Origin of the sequence: Aureibaculum algae (genome assembly GCF_006065315.1) — a bacterium.
In the GTDB taxonomy this organism is placed as follows: Bacteria; Bacteroidota; Bacteroidia; order Flavobacteriales; family Flavobacteriaceae; genus Aureibaculum; species Aureibaculum algae.
Map to the genome: position 1 here is coordinate 298,165 of NZ_CP040749.1, position 21,872 is coordinate 320,036.

The 21,872-nt window shown below is 35.2% G+C and carries 11 protein-coding genes and 1 pseudogene; 5 read left to right on the plus strand and 7 right to left on the minus strand.

The features are described from left to right. Positions 1-14: 14 nt before the first annotated feature. Both FF125_RS01255 and FF125_RS01260 read right to left on the minus strand, forming a co-directional pair. Positions 15-1,271 carry a TolC family protein gene (locus tag FF125_RS01255; RefSeq protein ID WP_138948081.1) on the minus strand — a complete coding sequence of 419 codons (1,257 nt, stop codon included), beginning with the start codon at positions 1,269-1,271 and terminating at the stop codon, positions 15-17. Next, positions 1,271-1,888 carry a TetR/AcrR family transcriptional regulator gene (locus FF125_RS01260; RefSeq protein ID WP_138948082.1) on the minus strand — a complete coding sequence of 206 codons (618 nt, stop codon included), beginning with the start codon at positions 1,886-1,888 and terminating at the stop codon, positions 1,271-1,273. Before FF125_RS01260 ends, FF125_RS01255 begins: the two co-directional genes overlap by 1 nt. 101 nt (positions 1,889-1,989) lie before the next feature. Between FF125_RS01260 and FF125_RS01265 the strand changes: the two genes are divergently transcribed. Further along, the gene (locus tag FF125_RS01265) at positions 1,990-3,330 is read left to right on the plus strand and encodes a serine hydrolase domain-containing protein (RefSeq protein WP_138948083.1); all 1,341 of its coding nucleotides are present in this window, start codon (positions 1,990-1,992) and stop codon (positions 3,328-3,330) included. Between the two features lie 72 nt (positions 3,331-3,402). Here FF125_RS01265 and sufD read toward each other — a convergent pair whose 3' ends face one another. Genes sufD through FF125_RS01290 form a run of 5 tightly spaced genes read right to left on the minus strand, consistent with a single transcriptional unit; the run spans position 3,403 to position 7,717 of the window. Further along, complete coding sequence (sufD, locus tag FF125_RS01270; protein WP_138948084.1) at positions 3,403-4,725, minus strand: Fe-S cluster assembly protein SufD; 1,323 nt, start codon at positions 4,723-4,725, stop codon at positions 3,403-3,405. Positions 4,726-4,734: 9 nt separating this feature from the next. Next, positions 4,735-5,472 (minus strand): Fe-S cluster assembly ATPase SufC, encoded by a 738-nt coding sequence (sufC, locus tag FF125_RS01275; protein ID WP_138948085.1) that lies wholly within the window; start codon positions 5,470-5,472, stop codon positions 4,735-4,737. Positions 5,473-5,491: 19 nt separating this feature from the next. After that, on the minus strand, positions 5,492-5,923 hold the full coding sequence (locus FF125_RS01280; RefSeq protein WP_138948086.1) for a hypothetical protein: 432 nt from the start codon (positions 5,921-5,923) through the stop codon (positions 5,492-5,494). A gap of 6 nt (positions 5,924-5,929) precedes the next feature. Further along, entirely contained in the window at positions 5,930-7,378 is a 1,449-nt protein-coding gene (sufB, locus tag FF125_RS01285; RefSeq protein WP_138948087.1) for a Fe-S cluster assembly protein SufB, read from the minus strand. A gap of 9 nt (positions 7,379-7,387) precedes the next feature. Continuing rightward, positions 7,388-7,717, minus strand: a complete 330-nt coding sequence (locus FF125_RS01290; RefSeq protein WP_138948088.1) for a HesB/IscA family protein — start codon at positions 7,715-7,717, stop codon at positions 7,388-7,390. A gap of 614 nt (positions 7,718-8,331) precedes the next feature. Between FF125_RS01290 and FF125_RS01295 the strand changes: the two genes are divergently transcribed. The 4 genes and pseudogenes from FF125_RS01295 (at position 8,332) to FF125_RS01305 (ending at position 21,666) form a co-directional block, all read left to right on the plus strand. Next, the gene (locus FF125_RS01295; protein ID WP_138948089.1) at positions 8,332-8,727 is read left to right on the plus strand and encodes a hypothetical protein; all 396 of its coding nucleotides are present in this window, start codon (positions 8,332-8,334) and stop codon (positions 8,725-8,727) included. A 21-nt stretch (positions 8,728-8,748) separates the two neighbouring features. After that, a pseudogene (locus FF125_RS22290) lies at positions 8,749-9,051 on the plus strand (DUF11 domain-containing protein); the annotation flags it as partial. 1,371 nt (positions 9,052-10,422) lie between these two features. Further along, positions 10,423-16,380 carry an Ig-like domain-containing protein gene (locus FF125_RS22295; protein WP_394344127.1) on the plus strand — a complete coding sequence of 1,986 codons (5,958 nt, stop codon included), beginning with the start codon at positions 10,423-10,425 and terminating at the stop codon, positions 16,378-16,380. Positions 16,381-16,851: 471 nt separating this feature from the next. After that, on the plus strand, positions 16,852-21,666 hold the full coding sequence (locus tag FF125_RS01305; protein WP_175418844.1) for a lamin tail domain-containing protein: 4,815 nt from the start codon (positions 16,852-16,854) through the stop codon (positions 21,664-21,666). Positions 21,667-21,872 lie beyond the last annotated feature (206 nt).

Below are 21,872 nucleotides of genomic sequence, written 5' to 3' on the forward strand. Positions count from 1 at the left end.
TTTATTTGTTATGTCTATAAACCTTTTGTAACCTGATAATTCGCTTTTGACATTAACAATAATGTTTGATGTGTACTTAAGTTATTTTCTGCCTCGTATAAATTGGTCAGTTCGGTTATATAGGCAGACGAGGTTATTACGCCTTGTTTTAATTGAGACGCTGCTGTTGCTAAAACCTTTTTACGTAATTCAATAATAGTTTGATCGGTAGCTATAAAAGTGGTTATTTTTTCAATTTCTGATTTTTGTTGTTCCAATTCAATAGTGGTGTTTAGTTTAAAAACTTCGGAAGTAGTGTCAATTATATCTTTATTGATTTTTATGGATTGTCTTTGTTTTTTATTGGCATTCCAATCAAATACATTCCAATTTAGTTTTAGTCCAACGATATAATACGATTGAAAAGAATTGTCAAGCATGTTTAAGCCTGGGTTTCCATATCCGCCTTGAGCGAAGCCAACTAATTTTGGGGCTTTTTGTTTCTTGGTAAGTACTTCTGTTTTATTGATTTGTTCTTTTCTAAGCTCAAAAAGATTTAACTCTGGTCTTTGAATAGTTGAATTAAAATCCAAGTTGTAAGATGGTTTTTCTAATTTGATAGTGTTATCCAGGTCCTTACCAATTAATGATGATAAAGTAGCAATTAATGAAGTCCGGTTGAGATCAGTTTCAAGCATCTGTTGTTCAATTTTTAAAATTTCAGCTTCAAGAACTTGGTCGGAGGCAGGCAATATAATTCCGTATTTAATTCCTGCTTTTATTTCTTTTAATTTGGCTTCTAATTGTTTTATTTTGGAGGTGAGTAATGCTGTTTTTTCCTGTAAGAGGATAATGGAAAAGTAGACTTGGTTTATTTTATTTTTTAAGGAATATAAACTGACAGCTACTTCTTTTTGTTGGGTTTTTAGATTTGCTTTTTTTAAGTCTATGGTAGCATTTACAATACCACCTGCATAAATTAATTGATTTACGTTTAACGAGGCTTTGTATTGATCTTTGTTTAAGGGTTCAACGGTGATGTTTGGAATTGAAAATGGGAATTCAATGACGTCAGATTGGTACGTAGCTTGTCCAGCTAAATCAATTGAAGGAAGTTTTTCTGTTTTAATGGTTTCAATGTCTAATGAGTTTTGTTTGGCCAATAACTCATGTTGTTTTGCTAATGGATAATTCGTAGTCACCAAATTATAACACTTTTCAAGAGAAATTTCTTCCTGTGCTAACATTGGAATAGTGAATAGTATAAGTAAAATGAGTGCTATGTTTTTCATTACTTCCGTTTTATTGCATTGATAATAAAATTTGAGACTTCCGTTTTACGTTCTTCCATTAAGTGATTAAAAGTGTTTTCGTCGGTATTTGTAATACTTTTGATTAATGGTTTGGCTAAAAAGGGAAAGATGTTCAAGGCTAAAATATTGATGAATAACTGCTCTGCTTTTATGGGTATAATAATTCCTTTTTTCACCTCTCTTTCAAGTTGTTTTTTAAACTTATCGATAGTTGGAAATCCAATCGTTTTCTGAACCTTTGAAATGAAGTCTGTATTTCTGTTGAGTTCTTGAAAAATAAAATTGGGTAAATATGGATGCTCAGAAATAAAAGAGATGTAGTTGTGTGTAAAATTTTTAATCTTGTCTTCAATGGAAGAATTGTCGTCTAAAATAGATTTAATTTGTGGGGCAATTAATGAAAATGCCTTATGAAAAACAGTTTCAAAAAGTAGTTGTTTACTTCTAAAATAATAATGTAATAAGGCTTTGTTAATACCGGCCTCATCGGCAATTTCTTGCATACGTGCTCCATCCAAACCTTTGCGTTGAAAAATAACTTCTGCGGCATTTAAAATGTCTGTTTCCGTGTTACTATCTTTTGTTTTTAATTTCATATTTAACTATACGGTTTAACCAAATGGTTAACAAAGATAAATGATTTTTTTTACCTAACAAATTAAATTCTATTTTTGTAGAGAATTGAAAAAACCATTTAATGAAGAAATTAATAAAGTACATCCTATTATTAGCTGTTTTAGCCCTTGTTTACGTTGTGTATACAAATTATCCAAGATTAAATATGATAGCTGGATATTCTGCAAAAAACATGGCGTCATCTGTGTTTTTGGCTGATAGAAGTTTTGAATTTACAGATAGTATTGATAATAGTTTTACACCAATAAATGGTGCCGCTGATGAGATTAATGAAAAAGAGAAATCAGCTACGGCTTCCGTTTACGGATTACTAACCCGAAAAGCAATTTATAGAGATGGGTTAGGAGCTGTGTTGGTTCCAAAAGGAGCAGATGAAAATGAAGCCTACTTAAAACCAAGGAGAAATAGATCAGATTCAGGATTAGCTTTTCCTTTTGGAGATCAAGAGCAGAAAGATTCAATAATGGAGAAAGTTGATTATAGTATGCTACAAACGGCTGTTGATAGAATGTTCAGCAATAATGATTTAAAGCAAACGAGGAGTGTTTTAGTAGTGTACAAAGATCAGATAATTGCAGAGAAATATGCAAATGGGTTTGATAAAAATTCTAAGTTGTCGGGCTGGTCTATGACCAAAAGTATAACGGCTACCTTATTTGGCATTTTACAAAAACAAGGAAAGCTAAACGTTGAAGATAAAGCACCTGTAGAAAGTTGGAAAGATGACGAAAGAGCGGAAATAACAATCAATGATCTATTACACATGAATAGTGGATTGGAATGGGAAGAAAATTATAAAGAAATCTCTGACGTTACAAAAATGCTATTTTTAACTGACAATATGCCTAAAATTCAAGAGGATAAACAGTTAATTGGAAAGCCTAATGAAACTTGGAATTATTCTTCTGGAACTACCAATTTACTTTCTGGAATTTTAAGAAAACAATTTAATTCACATCAAGAGTATTTAGATTTTTGGTATGCTGCCCTAATTGATAAAATAGGTATGCACTCCATGCTTGTAGAGGCTGATATGGACGGAAATTACGTTGGTTCTTCTTACGGATGGGCAAATACACGCGATTGGGCTAAATTCGGACTGCTTTACTTGCATAAAGGCAATTGGAATGGTGAACAAGTATTTGATCCTTCATGGGTAGATTACGTAAAAACACCTACCAATGGATCAGATGGTGAATATGGTGGTCATTTTTGGTTAAATGCTGGAGGTAAATATCCTGATGTTTCAAAAGAGGTGTATTCTGCTAATGGTTTTCAAAAACAACGTGTTTTTATAATTCCTTCTAAGGACTTAGTAATTGTTCGAATGGGATTGACAAATGGAGAAGATATTGTTGATTTTAATGCTTTTTTAAGAGATATCATTAAAAGTATTCAGTAGAAAAAAAGTAGGCTAAATAAAAAACAGTCAACAAGTAATGTTGACTGTTTTTTAGTTTTTTACTCCGATTTTTTAAACATCAAAACCTAAACTAACGTCAAGTTTTTGAGCTATAATCCTGGTAATTCTAGTTTTTAATTCGGGTATTTTAATTTTTTGTAAGGCATCATTCGCGAAAGCGTATAGTAATAAAGCATTCGCTTCTTTTTTAGGAATACCACGAGAACGCAAGTAAAATAAAGAATCTTCATCCAATTGCCCGATGGTACATCCGTGTGAACATTTTACATCATCAGCAAAAATTTCTAACTGCGGTTTAGCATTTATTGATGCTTTGTCGTCAATAAGAATATTATCATTTTGCTGAAATGCATTGGTTTTTTGTGCTTCTTTATCAACGATAACTTTACCATTAAAAACCCCAGTAGAGCTATCAAAGTAAATGCCTTTATACAACTCGTGACTTTCACAATTTGGAAATTTGTGATTTACAAGTGTGTGATTGTCAACTAATTGTTTGTCTTCAATAATGGTAATTCCGTTCAAGTTAGAAGTAATATGTTCCCCTTCTTGATAGAACTCTAAATTATTTCGAGTGAGGCTACCTCCAAAAGAAAATGTATTCACAGAAGCAACACTTTGTTGTAATTGTTTTACATAGGTACTGTCAATTAAAGAGGCTGTTTTTCTATCATTTTGTATTTTATAATAATCAACGATAGCTCTTTTTCCTGCAAATATTTCGGTAACTGAGTTGGTCAACACAACGTTCTCATTCAAACTTTGATGACGTTCTACAATTTGCACATGCGAATTTTCACCAACAACTATTAAATTACGGGGTTGCAGTAAAACATCAGTTTCGATTCCTGTAGAAAAATGAATAATTTGAACCGGTTTTGGTACAACAGTATTCTTAGGTACATTGATATAAGCTCCTTCTTTAGAAAAGGCTGTGTTTAAAGAAGTAATGCTGTCTTCTTTTCTTGCAATAGTATTAAAATAATGGTCAATAACCATTTTATACTTTGGTTTTGAAAGAGCAGCAGAAAGCAAACAAATATCAAATCCATCATGAGTAGTCTCTGATAAAAATGAGCTATAAACACCGTCTACAAAAACAATTTTATAAGAATCAATTTCATGTAAAAAGTAGTTTTTTACATTCTTAAATTCTATAGCAGATTCTATTTTTGGAAAAATCTTATAATCGTGTTTTAAAACTGATTTTAAAGAGGTGTATTTCCATTCCTCGTCTTTTTTTGTAGGAAATCCTTGCTTTTCAAAACGGTTAAATGCCTCAGCACGGATATCTTGTACTTTTCCATCCGCATCAGCACTTATTTTATCTTCATAAACTAAGAATGAAGTAATTAATTTTTCTTTTAAATCCATAAGATCATTTTATTTCAACCAGTCGTATCCTTTTTCTTCTAACTCAAGAGCTAATTCTTTTCCTCCAGATTTTACGATTTTACCATCGTGTAAAACATGTACAAAATCAGGAACAATATATTCTAATAATCGTTGGTAATGCGTAATTAAAATAACTGCGTTGTCTTTACTTTTTAATTTATTAACACCATTGGCAACAACCTTAAGAGCGTCAATATCTAAACCAGAATCAGTTTCATCTAAAATGGCTAATTTTGGTTCTAACATCGCCATTTGAAAGATTTCATTTCTCTTTTTTTCTCCACCAGAAAAACCTTCATTTAATGAACGAGATAAAAATTTTCTATCAATTTCAAGTAATTCGGCAGTTTTCTTAATTTTTTGGAGCATATCCTTTGCAGGAAGTTCATTAAGACCATTAGCCTTACGAGTTTCATTAATAGCGGTTTTAATAAAGTTGGTAACTGATACTCCTGGAATTTCAATAGGGTATTGAAAAGATAAAAAGATACCTTTATGTGCTCTATCTTCTGGAGCCATATCGTCTAAATCTTCACCGTTTAAAATAACCTGTCCTTCAGTTACTTCATAATCTTCTTTACCAGCAATTACACTTGATAACGTACTTTTACCTGAACCATTTGGGCCCATAATGGCATGAACTTCACCAGCCTTAACGCTTAAGTTAATTCCTTTTAGTATTTCCTTGTCGTCAATGTTGGCGTGTAAATTTTTTATTTCTAACATGTAGCTATTCTTTATTGTCTTATTCTGTAATTGTCATCGTAATTTGCTCATAAAAACTATTGTCTAAGATTTTAAATTCGATGCTTTTATTATTTTTTAATATTGTGGCAATGGCCACTTTTTTCTTATTATATATGGTGTCTTTCTGTTTATCTAATTTGTCAAAATTAATCTCAGAAAAGTTAACCGTTTTAGCTTTTCCACCTTCAAAATCAGTCACACTATTTTTAACAATTGTTAGTGGAATTTTATGTTTTTGATCTGGTGAAATTACCATCCACTGATTTGTTTTGTTTTCAATCTTTTTAAAGCCAAATGCAACTGGTGCTCTTTGCTCAAAGCCTTCCTCTTTCGAAAAATCAATAGATACTTGATAAGATTCGTGCTGAAGGCCAAGATATTGAAGACCTATTAATAATGCCAGATAGATGTAATTTGTTGCTTCTACCATAACTTGTTAACCTACACTTCCTTCTAAGCTTATTTCTAATAATTTTTGAGCCTCAACAGCAAATTCCATGGGTAATTTATTTAAAACTTCCTTGCTAAAACCATTTACAATCAACGCAATGGCTTTATCTGTGCCAATACCTCTTTGATTACAATAAAACAATTGATCTTCACCAATTTTAGAGGTAGTTGCCTCATGTTCTATTTTAGCCGTTTTATTTTTAACTTCTATATATGGAAAAGTATGAGCTCCACATTCATTTCCCATCAATAAGGAATCACATTGTGAGAAATTACGAGCATTATCTGCTCTAGAATTTACTTGAACTAAACCACGATAAGAATTTTGAGATTTACCTGCAGAAATTCCTTTAGAGATAATAGTACTTTTCGTGTTTTTACCTAAATGAATCATTTTTGTGCCCGTATCTGCTTGCTGATAATTATTAGTAACAGCAATAGAGTAAAACTCACCGACAGAATTATCACCTTTTAAAATACAACTCGGATATTTCCAAGTAATAGCAGAACCAGTTTCTACCTGTGTCCATGATATTTTTGCATTTTTTTCACACAAACCACGTTTGGTCACAAAGTTATAAACCCCACCTTTACCGTCTTTACCACCAGGAAACCAGTTTTGAACCGTTGAGTATTTTATTTCAGCATCATCTAATGCTATGAGTTCTACTACTGCGGCATGTAATTGATTTTCATCTCTTGCAGGAGCTGTACAGCCTTCAAGGTAACTCACATAACTACCTTTGTCTGCAACTACTAAGGTACGTTCAAATTGACCTGTTCCTCCTTCGTTAATTCTGAAGTATGTTGATAATTCCATAGGACATTTTACCCCTTTCGGAATGTAACAGAAAGAACCATCACTAAATACCGCACTATTTAATGCAGCATAAAAATTATCCGTTTGTGGCACAACAGAGCCTAAATATTTTTTAACCAATTCAGGGTGTTCTTGAATTGCTTCAGATATTGGCATAAAAATAATACCTTTCTCTGACAATGTCTTTTTAAAAGTAGTAGCAACAGAAACAGAATCTACAACAATATCAACAGCAACATTTTGTAGTTTCTTTTGTTCATCAACCGAAATACCGAGCTTACGATACATTTCTAACAAATCAGGATCTACATCATCTAATGTTTTGTTTGGGTCTGCAGATTTTGGAGCTGAATAATAACTGATTGCTTGAAAATCTGGTTTTTTATAGTTGACGTTAGCCCAATCGGGTTCTGTCATAGCCTCCCAAATTCTAAAAGCTTCAATACGCCAGTCCGTCATCCATGTAGGCTCATTTTTCTTTTTAGAAATAGCTCTAACAACATCTTCATTTAATCCTACAGGAAATTTATCAGATTGTATATCTGTATAAAAACCGTATTCATACTCTTTTGTTTCTAGCTCTTTTTTTAAATCGTCTTCTGTATATTTACTCATTCTAGTTTTTTAAAGTGAAAAGCTCTCTCCGCAACCACATGTTCTGTTCGCATTGGGGTTTTTAAATACAAATCCAGTACCGTTAAGTCCTCCTGAATAATCTAATGTTGTACCCACAAGGTACAAAAAGCTCTTTTTGTCTACAATTATTTTCACCGAATTTACTTCGAAAATCTTGTCGTTTTCTAGTTGTTCCTTATCAAATTTTAATTCATAAGACAGGCCAGAGCAACCACCACTTTTAACGCCAACACGTACAAAGTCAGTAGCGGCATCATAACCGTCATCTTTCATCATTTCAATAACTTTATTTTTTGCTATTTCAGATACCTGTATCATAGTTAATATAGATTCGTTCTAAATAAGTGCAAATATAGGCTAAAATGGAAGAATTAGAAAATTAAAAAGTTAAAAGATTATTGCTGTGATTTTAGAAGTTAGTAGGTTTTAATAAAATTTCTGTTATAATTTTCTGTCTATTATTTTTTAAAAATAAATTTTATTAGAAATGGTTTAATTATTAACAATTATTTGTAGTTGTTAACATAAAGCCCTAAATGAGATGTGAAATTACATATCTTTGCTAAGAAGCTGAAATTCAATTGATTTCTTAAGTTAAGAGTCAAAAGATAAAAGAATAGAGGAAGTAGTATATTTTTTTATATTTCAGAAATATTGTATATATTTTACCTACACGGTAATAAGGGAGTTCTATGCGGTTAGGAGCGTTATAGAACATTTAAATATTTTAAGTATGTCTTATTGTTAATGCTATGTTTTAACATCTAAGTATGTCTTTACGAATATTGTGTACGTAAATTTTAAATAAAATAAATTTGATTAATAGAGTAAGTCTGTCGCTAATTACTTTTTTTGTAATATGTTCTAACCGTATTGTTTCTGCCCAGGAAACCTATTTGAATACTTTTAAAAATTGCTTAAATATACTTTTGGTGATTTTAATGTTATTTGCCACCAATAGTTATGCACAATGTGGATTTGGAGCAAGGAATTCGGGTATTATCGTAACGCCATCTGCTGCAACACAAACTACTCCTAATATAGGGGCTGAAGATTATTTTTTAATGAATGTTGTCAATGGAGGAAATTATAGGGTAAGTACTGCTCCAAATGGAACTTTTGACACTCAGTTATCGCTATACAATGAATCTGGAGGGGCATTAGTAGGGTATAATGATGATATTGTATCTGGTAATATTCTTTCAACAGTTACATTTACATCAACTTTTACCGGTCAGGTAAGAGTTGTTTTAAACAGATATGATTGTAGGAATAATAACGGTGGTAACCCAGATTTTGGAGTAGAATATTCAGGTACAGCTATATAAACTTCAACAGATTTAGCGGTAACTAAAACCGTAAGTGATAATACCCCAGATGAGGGAGATAATGTTACTTTTACATTAGAGGTCACGAATAATGGTCCTGTACAAGCAACCAACTTAACAGTAACAGATGTATTGCCCGGTGGGCTTACTTATGTGAGTGATGATGGTGCATATGTTTCTGGCACGGGTGTTTGGATCATTGGTACTTTGAATTCTGGTGCAACTGCTACATTAAATATTGTAACTGGAGTAAATTTCGGTACTGCTGGAACGACAATAACAAATACAATAACGGCTGTTAATGCTGATCAAACGGATAGCAATGTTACAGCAGATGATTTAACGGAATCAATTGTACCATCTATAGATGCTCCTCCAGTTATAACAGCAGTCGGCAATGAATTTTTATGTCCGGGTCCTGGTAATTCACAAAACATTGCTACAAGTGTTTCTCTTACAGATCCAGATGATACCACAACTGATGCGGTGTATATTCAAATTTCCTCTGGGTATGTAACTGGCGAAGATTTATTAACACTTACAGGTACCCATCCTAACATTACCTCAAGTTTTGATGTCACAGAAGGAGAACTTACGTTACAAGGCCCTACAACATTTGCCGAGTTTGAAGTGGCAATTTTAGCAGTAGAATATTCTAGTAATAATGCGAGTGCTACCGGAACTCGACAATTTTCAATTACTTCTGGTACCGCGAATTATTTACCTCCAACGGATCACTATTATGAATTTGTAACCCAACCAAATATATCTTGGACTGCTGCGAATGCAGCCGCAAATGCTCGGACTTATTTTGGATTACAAGGTTATCTAGCTACATTAACATCACAAGTTGAAGCTGATTTTTCTGGGTCTCAAGCAACTGGTGTTGGATGGATTGGAGCAACTGATGCTGCCAGTGAAGGAGATTGGAGATGGGTCACAGGTCCTGAAGGACTAGCAAATGGGGGAACAGGAACGCCTTTTTGGAGTGGAAATATTGGAGGAATAACAGTACCACCGACTAATTTTGCATTTTGGAATTCAAATGAACCAAATGATTATCCGGGTGGTGCAGCGGTTCCTGGTCAAGAAAATTATGCACATATAACAGATGTTTCAGTAACATCTTCTCCAGGTTCTTGGAATGATTTGCCGAATACAACATCTACTTCTGGTGCATATCAAGCACAAGGATATGTCGTAGAATATGGGGGCACTGTGGGTGATCCTGTTTTAAATATTTCTGCAACAACCACGATTACTTTAACAAGTATTTCAATTGATACGCAACCTTCAAATCAAACAATTTGTGAAACCGAAAATGGTAGCTTTAGTGTCATAGCATCTGGATCGAATTTGACCTATCAATGGCAAATAAGTACCAATGGAGGTTCAACTTTTACTGACTTAAGTGATGGGGTGGTTTATTCAGATACCGACGCGGCAATTTTAAATATTACGGGTGCTTTACCAGGGTTACATAACAACCAGTATCGTGTTATTGTTGCTAATGGGGTTAATGGGTGTTCCCCAGAAACTTCAGATGCTGCCACACTTACTGTAAGTAACCCAGCCGTAACAGATCCGGGCGATTTCAATAGCTGTCTAACAGGAGAAACGTTAGTATTGCAAGCCGAGTTTGTTTCTGCTACAGCAGAATATACTTGGTATGAAGATGCCGATACCACTCCAGTTATGATTGCAAATGGTGTAGGGTTGGATAATATAATAATTGCTACACCTGGTGCTTATCAGCTTGTGATAGATCCTGTACTAGCTTGTACGTCAGATATTATTTTTATTAACGCCATACCATGTGCGGTAGATGACTCATCATTAGTTATAAAAGATAATGTTGCAGGTGTTGTGATAGATGTCTTGGCAAATGACGCTGATATTGAAAACGATATTGATGTTTCTTCAATTAATAACACAAGTTTACTGGCTCCATCTAACGGTACAATTTCTATTAATACATCAACGGGTGAAATAACATATGTACCAAATGCAGGGTTTTCCGGTACGGATACCTTCGAATACCAAATATGTGATACCAACACACCTGCACTTTGTGATGTAGCCTTAGTAGTGGTGGCAGTAGAAGTTGATACAGATAGTGATGGTGTGGCAGACATTATTGATTTAGATGATGATAATGATGGAATTCCTGATACTCTTGAAGCAGCCGGAAACGATCCTTCAGCCGATAGTGACGGTGACGGTATTTTGGCCTATTTAGATGAAGACGATAGTAATGTGTCTATTGGAGATGATACTCCAGGTATTGAACAAATTTATGATTTTGACGGTGATGGTATTCCAAATCATTTTGACTTAGATTCCGATAATGATGCAATACCTGATGTAATTGAAGCAGGGTATACAGATGCAAATAATGATGGCTTGGTTGATACTGTATCATATGGAACAAATGGTTTAGCTGATGAAGTTGAAACTTCTCCGGATAGCGGAATTTTAGCAGTTATACCTATCAATAGTGATGCAGCCTATGATAATAATCCAAGTTTCATCTTATATAATTTCTTAGATGTAGATTCCGATAATGATGGAATTACTGATACTACCGAGGCATTTTCAAATAATACTACTTACAACGATGTAGATAATGATGGTCAAATAGATGGATTTTTAGATGTTGATAGTAATGGTTGGCATGATACAATAGATGTTGAAACTAACTTACCGACGTTTTTAAATTCAGATTCAGATTCAATTCCAAATTACCTCGATTTAGATTCAGATGGTGATGGATTACCTGATACTTTTGAAGGTAATTTTCAAGTAACAGATGGGGATAACAATGGTATTGTTGGAACAGGAATTCCCGTAGATTCAGATGGTGATGGACTTGCAGATACCAACGATCCAGACGAAGCAGGAAATGTAATTGGCGGGTTTGGTTTTTACCAAGATAGAGATGGTGATGGTGTAAATAATACCCTGGATATCGATATTGATAATGATGGTATTATTGATAATACAGAAGGGCAACCTACCATTGGTTATCAAGCTCCACTTGGAACTGATACTGACGGTGATGGTATAGATGATGCATATGATGTGGACAATGGTGGCGTTGGAATTGGCTATACCAATACCGATGGTGGTAGTGCTCCTGATTATGCAGATACCGATGCTGATGATCCTAACGGTTTAGGTGCTGATCCATATGATATTCTCGAAAATTTTTATACGGGACCTGGTGAAGATGATTTTGATAATGATGGTATATTAGATTTAGCCGCTTTTAATGATGCAGATAATGATGGTCTTGCTGATATTTTTGATTTACAACCTACACGTACGGCAGCCAATAATGCTACAAATGGAGGGCAAACACCTTTTAGTCAGCCTGATACGAATGGAACAGGAGATCGTGACTGGAGAGATTTAGATAATTCAGATAACGATGGTGACGGATTAGCTGATACTACAGATATTGATGATGATAACGATGGAATTCTTGATACTGTTGAAGGAACGGGTGATTTTGATGGAGATGGAGTGTTAAATAAAGATGATTTAGATAGTGATAATGATGGTATTCCCGATTATACGGAGACTGGTGGTACAGCAGATACAGACAGTAGTGGTATGCCGGGTACTGGTGTATTAGATGTTACTGAAGTAGATTTGAATGGCCTGCCTTCGGTGTTATTAGGTGTTGGCTTAACACCTGTAGATACAGATGGTGATGGAATTCCAGATTATCATGATGTAGACTCAGATAACGATGGTATTACCGATGTTTTAGAAGCCGCAGGAGTAGATGATAATGGAGATGGCAGATATGGTACAGGTACTGGTAATGACAGTGATGCAGATGGAATAATTGATGCAATTGATCTTTATGACAATAGAGATGGTAACCTTGATACCCTACTCGGAGGTACACCACTTGCTATTCCTGATACAGATAGTGACGGACTGAATAACTATATTGATTTAGACTCAGATAATGATACGGTTCCAGACAATGTTGAGGGACAATCAACTGTTGGTTATATAGCATTAGCTGGAATAGATACTGATGGAGATGGGCTAGATAATAATTATGATACAAACAATGGTGGTGCTACAATAGTCCCTGTAAATACTGATGGAACAGGCGATCCTGATTATTTAGATTTAGATGCTGATGATGATTCACTATTTGATATTGTTGAGGCTGGTAATGGTTCTGCAGATACTGATACTGATGGTAAAACTAATGGAACTATAGGAGTCAATGGACTTGATGATGCCTACGATGATGGTACGGGAGGAGATACATTTATTGATCCTAATGGAGCATTGGATGATACCCAAAGCGATAACTTTCCTGATGCAGATTTAGATGTTTTATTGGGAGGGGATGTTGATTATCGAGATATTTCATTCAATGATAATGATAGTGATGGCGTTTCTGATGTTGCAGATTTAGATGATGATAATGATGGTATTTTGGATATTGTCGAATCGAATGGAGTAGACCCACTTGCAGATGCAGATAGTGATGGTGTTCCAAATTATCGTGATGCTGATTTTTGCACTTTAAATGCATTTTTGATTTGTGGGAATCTTGATGTCGATGTCGATGGTATTCCAAACCATTTGGATCTAGATTCAGATAGTGACGGTATTCCTGATAATATTGAGGCACAAACAACACTTGGTTACGCACCACCTGATGTTTTAGATAGTGATGGAAATGGACTGGACGATAGGTATGAAAATACTCCGGGTTCAGGCGAAGGATTGACTCCTGTCAACACAGATAGTGCAGATAATCCTGATTATTTAGATACCGATAGTGATAATGATTTATTGGACGACAGTCTGGAATCTGGCATAACCTTGACAGGAACAGATACAGATGGTGATGGGCTCGATGATGCAACTGATGCTGCCTCAGGTTATACCGACCCAGGAGGTACAATTGATAATCCGTTAACAGGTGGGGTTATACTGCCAGATGCAGATACAGATGTTAATACAGGGGGTGATGTTGATTTTAGAGATAACACTGATGATACCGCTGACTTAAGTTTGTTAAAATCAATAAATACTACTACTCCAGTTGTCGGTAATACTGTTGTTTTTTCAATTACAGTAGCTAATAATGGACCCGGTAATGCAACTGGGATTGAAGTAACAGACCAATTACCATCGGGTTACACTTATGTTAGCGATAATGGTGCAGGATCATATAATTCTAGTACCGGAGTTTGGGCCATTGCAAACCTAAATACCGCTACATCTACCACGTTACAAATTACGGCGACAGTCAATGGAACAGGTTTGAACGAAAATACGGCTGAAATTACTGCTAGTAACAACCTTGATCCTGATTCTTTTCCAAATAATAATATTGTCAGTGAAGACGATCAATCTACTGCAACTTCTGTTCCATTTGTAGACGTTGATCATGATGCTGATGGCATTTTAAATTTAGCTGATCTTGATGATGATAATGATGGTATTACTGACGCTCAAGAATTATGTGGTACTGATCCTGTTACAGGTCCGGCACCTTCGTCCACTATTGAAGTGACAATAGATTTGGATAATGATGAAAATGAAACCACCTGGATTCTAACCGATGCTTCGGACAATACTATTGCAGGTGGTGGATCTTATGTTGATTCAGATGAAATTATTGTTTCAAACAGTAGTGTTTTAAATTCAGGCAATTATACCTTTACTATTTTTGATTCAGGCACGGAAAGTGGCCTTGATAATCCAGGGGGTTCAGACTCTAATGGTACTTCAGGCTATAGTATAAATGTTAATGGTGCTACTATATTTTCATCGGCTAATAGGCCTAATTTTGGGGCATCTAGTACGCATGTTTTTGCAGTAACTATTCCAGCATTAAGCATTTTCTCATGTTTAAGTTCTGATCCAAATAAAGATGACGATGGTGATGGTATTTTAAACTATTTGGATGCAGATTATGCGGCAGTCAATGGGTCTGCCCTAAATGCCAATGGGGTAGTAGCTATTTTAGATACAGATGGTGATGGAATAATTAACAGTTTAGATTTAGATTCAGATAATGACGGTATTTTTGATATTATAGAAGCTGGGGGTGTCGATGTTGTTGGTGTTGACGATGTAGATGATAATGGTAAAATTGATGGAGCTGACGCAACGAATGTTGGTGCAAATGGTGTTTTTGATACTATTGAAACTACTATTGATAGTGGTTTATTAACATATACAATTGGTGATTCCGATGGAGACGGTATCTATGATTTCAAAGAGTTAGATTCTGATGTTGACGGTTGTAATGATGTAATTGAAGCGGGCTATACTGATGGTAATGGAGATGGTCTTTTAGCTGATTTACCTATAATAGTCGATGCAAATGGATTAGTTTCAGGAACAAACGTAGTGGATGGGTATAACACACCCGCTGACGGTAATTCTAATAATGTTTATGATTTTCAAGAAGCAGGTACCTCGCCATCTATTTCTGCCCAAACAACTAGCCAACCCATCTGTCAAGGTGCTAACGGTTCTTTTAGTGTTGTAGCCTCAGGCACAGATTTAATTTATCAATGGCAAATAAGCACAAATGGAGGTTCAACATTTACTAATTTAAGCGATGTTGGGGTATACACAGGTACTAATAATGCTACATTGAATATTACTGGTGCTTTAGAGAGTATGAATGGATATCAATATCAAGTTATAGTTGGTAGTAGTGCTTATATTTGTAGTCTTACAACTTCTTCGCCAGTGACCTTAACTGTTCCTGATGTTTCATATACAGCCTCGGGTGTAGATCCAACTACGTGTTTTGGTGCTGATGGATCCATCACTTTAACAGGCTTAGTGGCTGGAACGAATTATAGAGTGAGCTATTCAGATGACGGTGGGCCACAAACACCAACTGTTTTAACTGCTGATGCTAGCGGAGATATTCTTATCAATGGACTAATTGCTGGTTCTTACACAAATATAGTGGCAACATTATTTGGATGCTCTGGAGCTCCGTTAAGTGTAACGCTTTCTGATCCAATTGCCCCTGTGGCACCAACAAGTGGAGGTAATCAGTTGGAGTGTGCAACCATACCAACGCAAACACTTACGGCAACAGCAACAGCTCCTAGTGGGTCGAGTGTAGTGTGGTATGATGCAGCAACCGGTGGTAAGGTTGTAGTAAGTCCAACATTAAATACTGTCGGAACAATAACTTATTATGCAGGAAGTACAGACGATATTACAACCTGTGAGAGCACGGTAAGAACCGCAGTTACTTTAACGCTACAAGACTGTGAAGCGGACTTAACTCTAAAAAAGGGCGTTAATAATTCAACGCCTGATGTAGGTGATGCTATTAACTTTAGAATTACATTAATTAACAATGGGCCATCTGATGCCAATTCTATAATTATTAGAGATATTATACCGGGTGATTTTACGTATACACATCCTAATTTCGCTACGAGCGAAGGTACAGTAGCTTTTGATTCAGGAACAGGTGCCTTGACATGGGATTTAGGAGCTTATGTTTTGACTAGCGGAAGCAGTTTAACATTAACGTATACCGTTACTGTTGATGTCTGTGGAGAGTTTGTTAATAAGGTGGAAATCATTCAGAGTTCACAAGTTGACCCAGATTCTACGCCTAATAATGGGCAATAAGAATTACGTTAAGCAATTAATTACTTTTTTGAAGTGTTTTTTGGTTTTAAATGGTAACTATAAAATCACTTGATTCAAATGCTTACCTAAAATCCATAGAGATGACTAATGAATTATCAGTAGTTGTAGTATCCTTTCCAATATTAAATCCATTTTATTAAATTTTTTAGAAACCTTATTTTTTTAACATATCTCATACTGTTGATTTGCAAAAAAATTCTGTACAGAATTAGATAATTAAGAGATTAAACTTTCTTTAAATTAAAGTGATTTTAAAATCAAAAATTCTCTATTAAAACACAATAACATACTGGTGATGGCGTTTAATCCCTTGTAATAAAGTGGAAAATGTTATGTGCAGCCTATATGTGTTGCCGACAAAAATTTAACAAACTGATAATCAGTAAGTGTATTTGTAAATCTCCAAGATTTACGAGGGCTGTTTTGATGTTGTTTTTAAATAAATGCAATTTGGAATTAAAAAATGCAATGCAGAATGGAAACGTTAGTTTGTATAATCTGTTGTCAAAAAGTGAAGTAGCTGTAAAAAATGTTATTTTCACTACTCTGTTTTTTTTGATGACTTTTGTAGCTTATGCTCAACCCGCAAATGATGACTATGCCAATGCTATTGATGTTTCTTCAATAATAAATAGTTGTTCTGCAGATGCAACATATACAACAATAAACGCAACACCTGATGGGAATACTGGTTCAAATTGGAACAATGGTGGTCCGTTATTTAATGTTTGGTTTAGCTTTGTGGCTACTACAGATCAGGTAAATATTACCGTTGATATTGGTGGAGTTAAAGGTAGTCAGCGTTATTCACAATTAGCACTTTGGGAAGATGATGGCATCACTGAGTTGAATAGTGAACGGTATTTCTCTACGGCCTCAGATAATGATATTGATGTGGGCTACGTAGGATTAACGATAGGCGAGACATATTATATTTCGGTAGATAGTTATAATACCAGTACAGATGGAACTTTTACACTGTGTTTACAAGATGCTGTTGACTATGATTTTTACGAAGGAGCGGAAGATGTCTCCAGTCTTATAAACACTTGTTCAACAGATGCTAATTATGATACTCGCGGTGCTACACCAGATAAAAATGCTGGAAGTAATTGGGATAATAGTGGTCCAAGATTTAACCGATGGTTTAGTTTTGTAGCTACTACAGATCAGATAAATATTACTGTTGATATTGGTGGAGTTAAAGGTAGTCAGCGTTATTCACAATTAGCACTTTGGGAAGATGATGGCATCACTGAGCTCAATAGTGAACGGTATTTCTCTACAGCGTCAGATAATGATATTGATGTGGGCTACGTCGGATTAACCATAGGTGAGACATATTATATTTCGGTAGATAGTTATAATACCAGTACAGATGGAACTTTTACATTGTGTTTACAAGATACTGTTGACTATGATTTTTACGAAGGTGCAATAGATGTAACAACCCTTATAAACGCTTGTTCAGCAGATGCTATTTATGATACTCGTGGTGCTACACCAGATAAAAATGCTGGAAGTAATTGGGATAATAGTGGTCCAAAATTTAACCGATGGTTTAGTTTTGTAGCTACTACAGATCAGATAAATATTACTGTTGATATTGGTGGAGTTAAAGGTAGTCAGCGTTATTCACAATTAGCACTTTGGGAAGATGATGGCATCACTGAGCTCAATAGTGAACGGTATTTCTCTACAGCGTCAGATAATGATATTGATGTGGGCTACGTCGGATTAACCATAGGTGAGACATATTATATTTCGGTAGATAGTTATAATACCAGTACAGATGGAACTTTTACATTGTGTTTACAAGATACTGTTGACTATGATTTTTACGAAGGTGCAATAGATGTAACAACCCTTATAAACGCTTGTTCAGCAGATGCTATTTATGATACTCGCGGTGCTACACCAGATAAAAATGCTGGAAGTAATTGGGATAATAGTGGTCCAAAATTTAACCGATGGTTTAGCTTTGTAGCCACTACAGATCAGATAAATATTACTGTTGATATTGGTGGAGTTAAAGGTAGTCAGCGTTATTCACAATTAGCACTTTGGGAAGATGATGGCATCACTGAGCTCAATAGTGAACGGTATTTCTCTACAGCGTCAGATAATGATATTGATGTGGGCTACGTCGGATTAACCATAGGTGAGACATATTATATTTCGGTAGATAGTTATAATACCAGTACAGATGGAACTTTTACATTGTGTTTACAAGATACTGTTGACTATGATTTTTACGAAGGTGCAATAGATGTAACAACCCTTATAAACGCTTGTTCAGCAGATGCTATTTATGATACTCGTGGTGCTACACCAGATAAAAATGCAGGAACCCATTGGAATAATAGTGGGCCTAGACAAAATAGATGGTTTAAACTAATCGCACCTTCTAATGATCAACTGAATATTACCGTTGATATTGGTGGAGTTAAAGGTGATCAACGCAATACGCAACTCGCTATCTGGGAGTCTGATGGTACGACGGAAGTCAGTAGTACAAGATATTCAAGTGGAACAGTTGATGTAACTTTGAGAGTGCCTGGCTTAATCGCTGGCAGTACCTATTATATTTCGGTCGATGTTACAAATTCCAGTTCGGCAGGTACATTTTCTTTGTGTTTAGATGCTGCAAATAAACAAGGCAATATTGTAATAAATGAGGTGTTGTTTGATGAAACTGCAGGGGGTGCTGCCGGTAATGATGAATTTATAGAACTCTTTAATGCGGGGTCTACAGCTGTAGATTTAGCAGGGTGGCAATTGATTGATGGTAATTTATTAATCTATAATGAAACTGATTTTAGTGGAAGTATTACCAATAGTGCCAATCCATTTACGTTTAGTTGTTCAGGTTCGCAAGTGTGCTTAGGTTCTACTATTTTGCAGCCAGGCGACTATGCCGTAGTTTGGATAGGTCAACAGAATGCGTCCAAAAACGCACCTAATGCTTCCTTTCAGGCTTGGTTGGGAAATAGTACAAAACTTAATAATAATGGTGACGATATTTGGCTTTATGATACCAATACTACTTTGGTTGATTATGTAGCTTATGGAGTAAATAATGGAATAAACCAACCACCATTAGCTGTTTTTTGGGATAATAGTGTTCAAAACACATTGGATAATGCCGGTAACGGACAGTCAATTAGTTTAAGTTCAAATGGTATAGATGGTAATGTGTCTGGTTGTTGGGAGCCTACAACAAGTGCCCAAGCTTCAGGTAGATGTACGGGTTATTTACCAACATTTGAAAGCGATGCTTCAGCTAGAATAGCTAGTCCTGGAAATAACAATAATGATCCAGATAGTGATGCAGATGGCGTTGTTGATTCTGTAGATTTAGATGATGATAATGATGGAATTCTAGATACAATTGAAGGTGATACAGATCCAGATGGAGATTTAATCCCAAACCGATTAGATTTAGATAGTGATGGTGATGGTATCCCAGATAATGTAGAAGCACAATTAACAATTAACTATAGTTCTCCAAATGCAGATACAGTATCAGATTATATCACGAATAATGGAGTTAACTCTGCTTATTTAGGTGGTTTAACACCAGAAAATACGGATGGCACTGACAATCCTGATTATATAGATACAGATTCAGATAATGAAGGGGCGGATGATACTGTTGAAGCAGGTATAACTCTTGTAAATAGCGATTCAGATAGTGATGGGTTAGATGATGCCACTGATGCTTCAACGGATTATTCAGATCCTGGAGGGGTTATTGACAATCCTTTAAGTGGATTTCGAGTATTGCCTGATGTTGATTCAGATGCTTTAACAGGTGGTGACGTAAATTTTCGTGATGCGGTTGATGATAGACCAGATACAGATAATGATGGAATTGTTGATGAAGTAGACTTAGATGATGATAATGATGGGATTTTGGATATTGTAGAAGGTTGTGGTGGGTTAAATGGAGAATTTTATGGAACAAATGGAACAGTAAACAATGTGGCGTCTGCATTAGCAGCCACTTCTGGAACGCCAGATGCTACTTTTATAGCAACGAATATAGATTATCCTCAATTTAGTGGAGGAATAGGTAATGGTACTAACTTGCAAAATTTCTTGGCAGGTGATGCTGCTTCATTAAGTAATGATCCAGGTAATACCAGTCGAGGTATCATATTGATGAATGGTTCTATTTATTTAGCGGCGGGCACTTATAATATGCGAGTTCGTTCAGATGACGGGTATCGAGTAATAATTGATGGAAATATTGTTGCTATTTATGACGCAAATCAAGGTCCAACTACAAGAACTCATAGTAATTTTACTATTGCTGCAAGCGGATTTTATCCTATTGATTTTGTGTATTGGGATCAGGGAGGTGCTTATACTTTTACGGCAGAAATTAGACAAGGTTCTCAACCTTATGAGGTTGTGAATTCTGATTTTATTGCAGGTACTTGTATAGATTCAGATGGTGACGGTGTTGTTGATGCGTTAGATTTAGATAGTGACAATGATGGTATTCCAGATAATGTAGAAGCACAAACCACTATTGGATATATTGCTCCGAATGCCGATAGTCCTGCTACTTACATTGCAAATAATGGTTTGAATTCCGCTTACTTAGGCGGTTTAGTACCTGCCAATTCAGACGGTACAGATGATCCTGATTATCTAGATTTAGATTCTGATAATGAAGGGGCTAATGATACAGTTGAAGCCGGAATTACATTGGCTAACGCTGATACAGATGGAGATGGTTTGGATAATAGTACAGATGCTACAAATGGTTACTCAGATCCAGGAGGAACAATTGACAATCCATTGACAAATCCAATTATTTTGCCAGATGTAGATGGTGACGCCAATACAGGGGGTGATGTTGATTTTAGAGATGCAATAAATAGTGCTGATTTAGAATTAACTAAAACGGTAGATAACAGCAATCCAAATCAAGGAGATGATATCACTTTTACCATTACTATTTTGAATAATGGACCTTCATCTACTTCAGAAATTGTAGTGCAAGATGTTTTACCTTTTGATTTTACGTATACTCATATTCCTGCGAATTATACGGCAAGTCAAGGAGCAGTTACTTTTAATTCGGGTACGCAAACATTAACTTGGGATGTCGGATCATATGTCTTAAATAATAGCAATTCAATCACGTTGGAATATACGGTTACCGTTGATGTTTGTGGAGAGTTTAAGAATCGAGCAGAGATTACAAATAGTGCTGTTTTAGATCCAGATTCTACACCAAATAACGGGCAGTAATATCAATTTTTCATCTAAAAGAGTCCATTTCATTTCTATGGATTTAGGTTCAGTTCGTTTAAATTTTTTAAGTGCTATAAAACAGGTATTTAACTTTGTTTGTTACTTGTTTTCTTTAGAGTTATTAACAATTTTTTAGGGTTATCAACATATTGTTAACAATTTAAAATAAGGTGTCTATATTCGTTCTAGTAATAAGTGGAAAA

What these genes read in the sequence shown, in the direction of transcription:
- FF125_RS01280 (WP_138948086.1), bottom strand. Translation starts at nt 5,923, where the DNA reads ATGGTAGAAGCAACAAATTACATCTATCTGGCATTATTAATAGGTCTT.
- sufD (WP_138948084.1), bottom strand. Translation starts at nt 4,725, where the DNA reads ATGGATTTAAAAGAAAAATTAATTACTTCATTCTTAGTTTATGAAGAT.
- FF125_RS01265 (WP_138948083.1), top strand. Translation starts at nt 1,990, where the DNA reads ATGAAGAAATTAATAAAGTACATCCTATTATTAGCTGTTTTAGCCCTT.
- sufC (WP_138948085.1), bottom strand. Translation starts at nt 5,472, where the DNA reads ATGTTAGAAATAAAAAATTTACACGCCAACATTGACGACAAGGAAATA.
- FF125_RS22295 (WP_394344127.1), top strand. Translation starts at nt 10,423, where the DNA reads ATGATTGCAAATGGTGTAGGGTTGGATAATATAATAATTGCTACACCT.
- sufB (WP_138948087.1), bottom strand. Translation starts at nt 7,378, where the DNA reads ATGAGTAAATATACAGAAGACGATTTAAAAAAAGAGCTAGAAACAAAA.
- FF125_RS01255 (WP_138948081.1), bottom strand. Translation starts at nt 1,271, where the DNA reads ATGAAAAACATAGCACTCATTTTACTTATACTATTCACTATTCCAATG.
- FF125_RS01290 (WP_138948088.1), bottom strand. Translation starts at nt 7,717, where the DNA reads ATGATACAGGTATCTGAAATAGCAAAAAATAAAGTTATTGAAATGATG.
- FF125_RS01260 (WP_138948082.1), bottom strand. Translation starts at nt 1,888, where the DNA reads ATGAAATTAAAAACAAAAGATAGTAACACGGAAACAGACATTTTAAAT.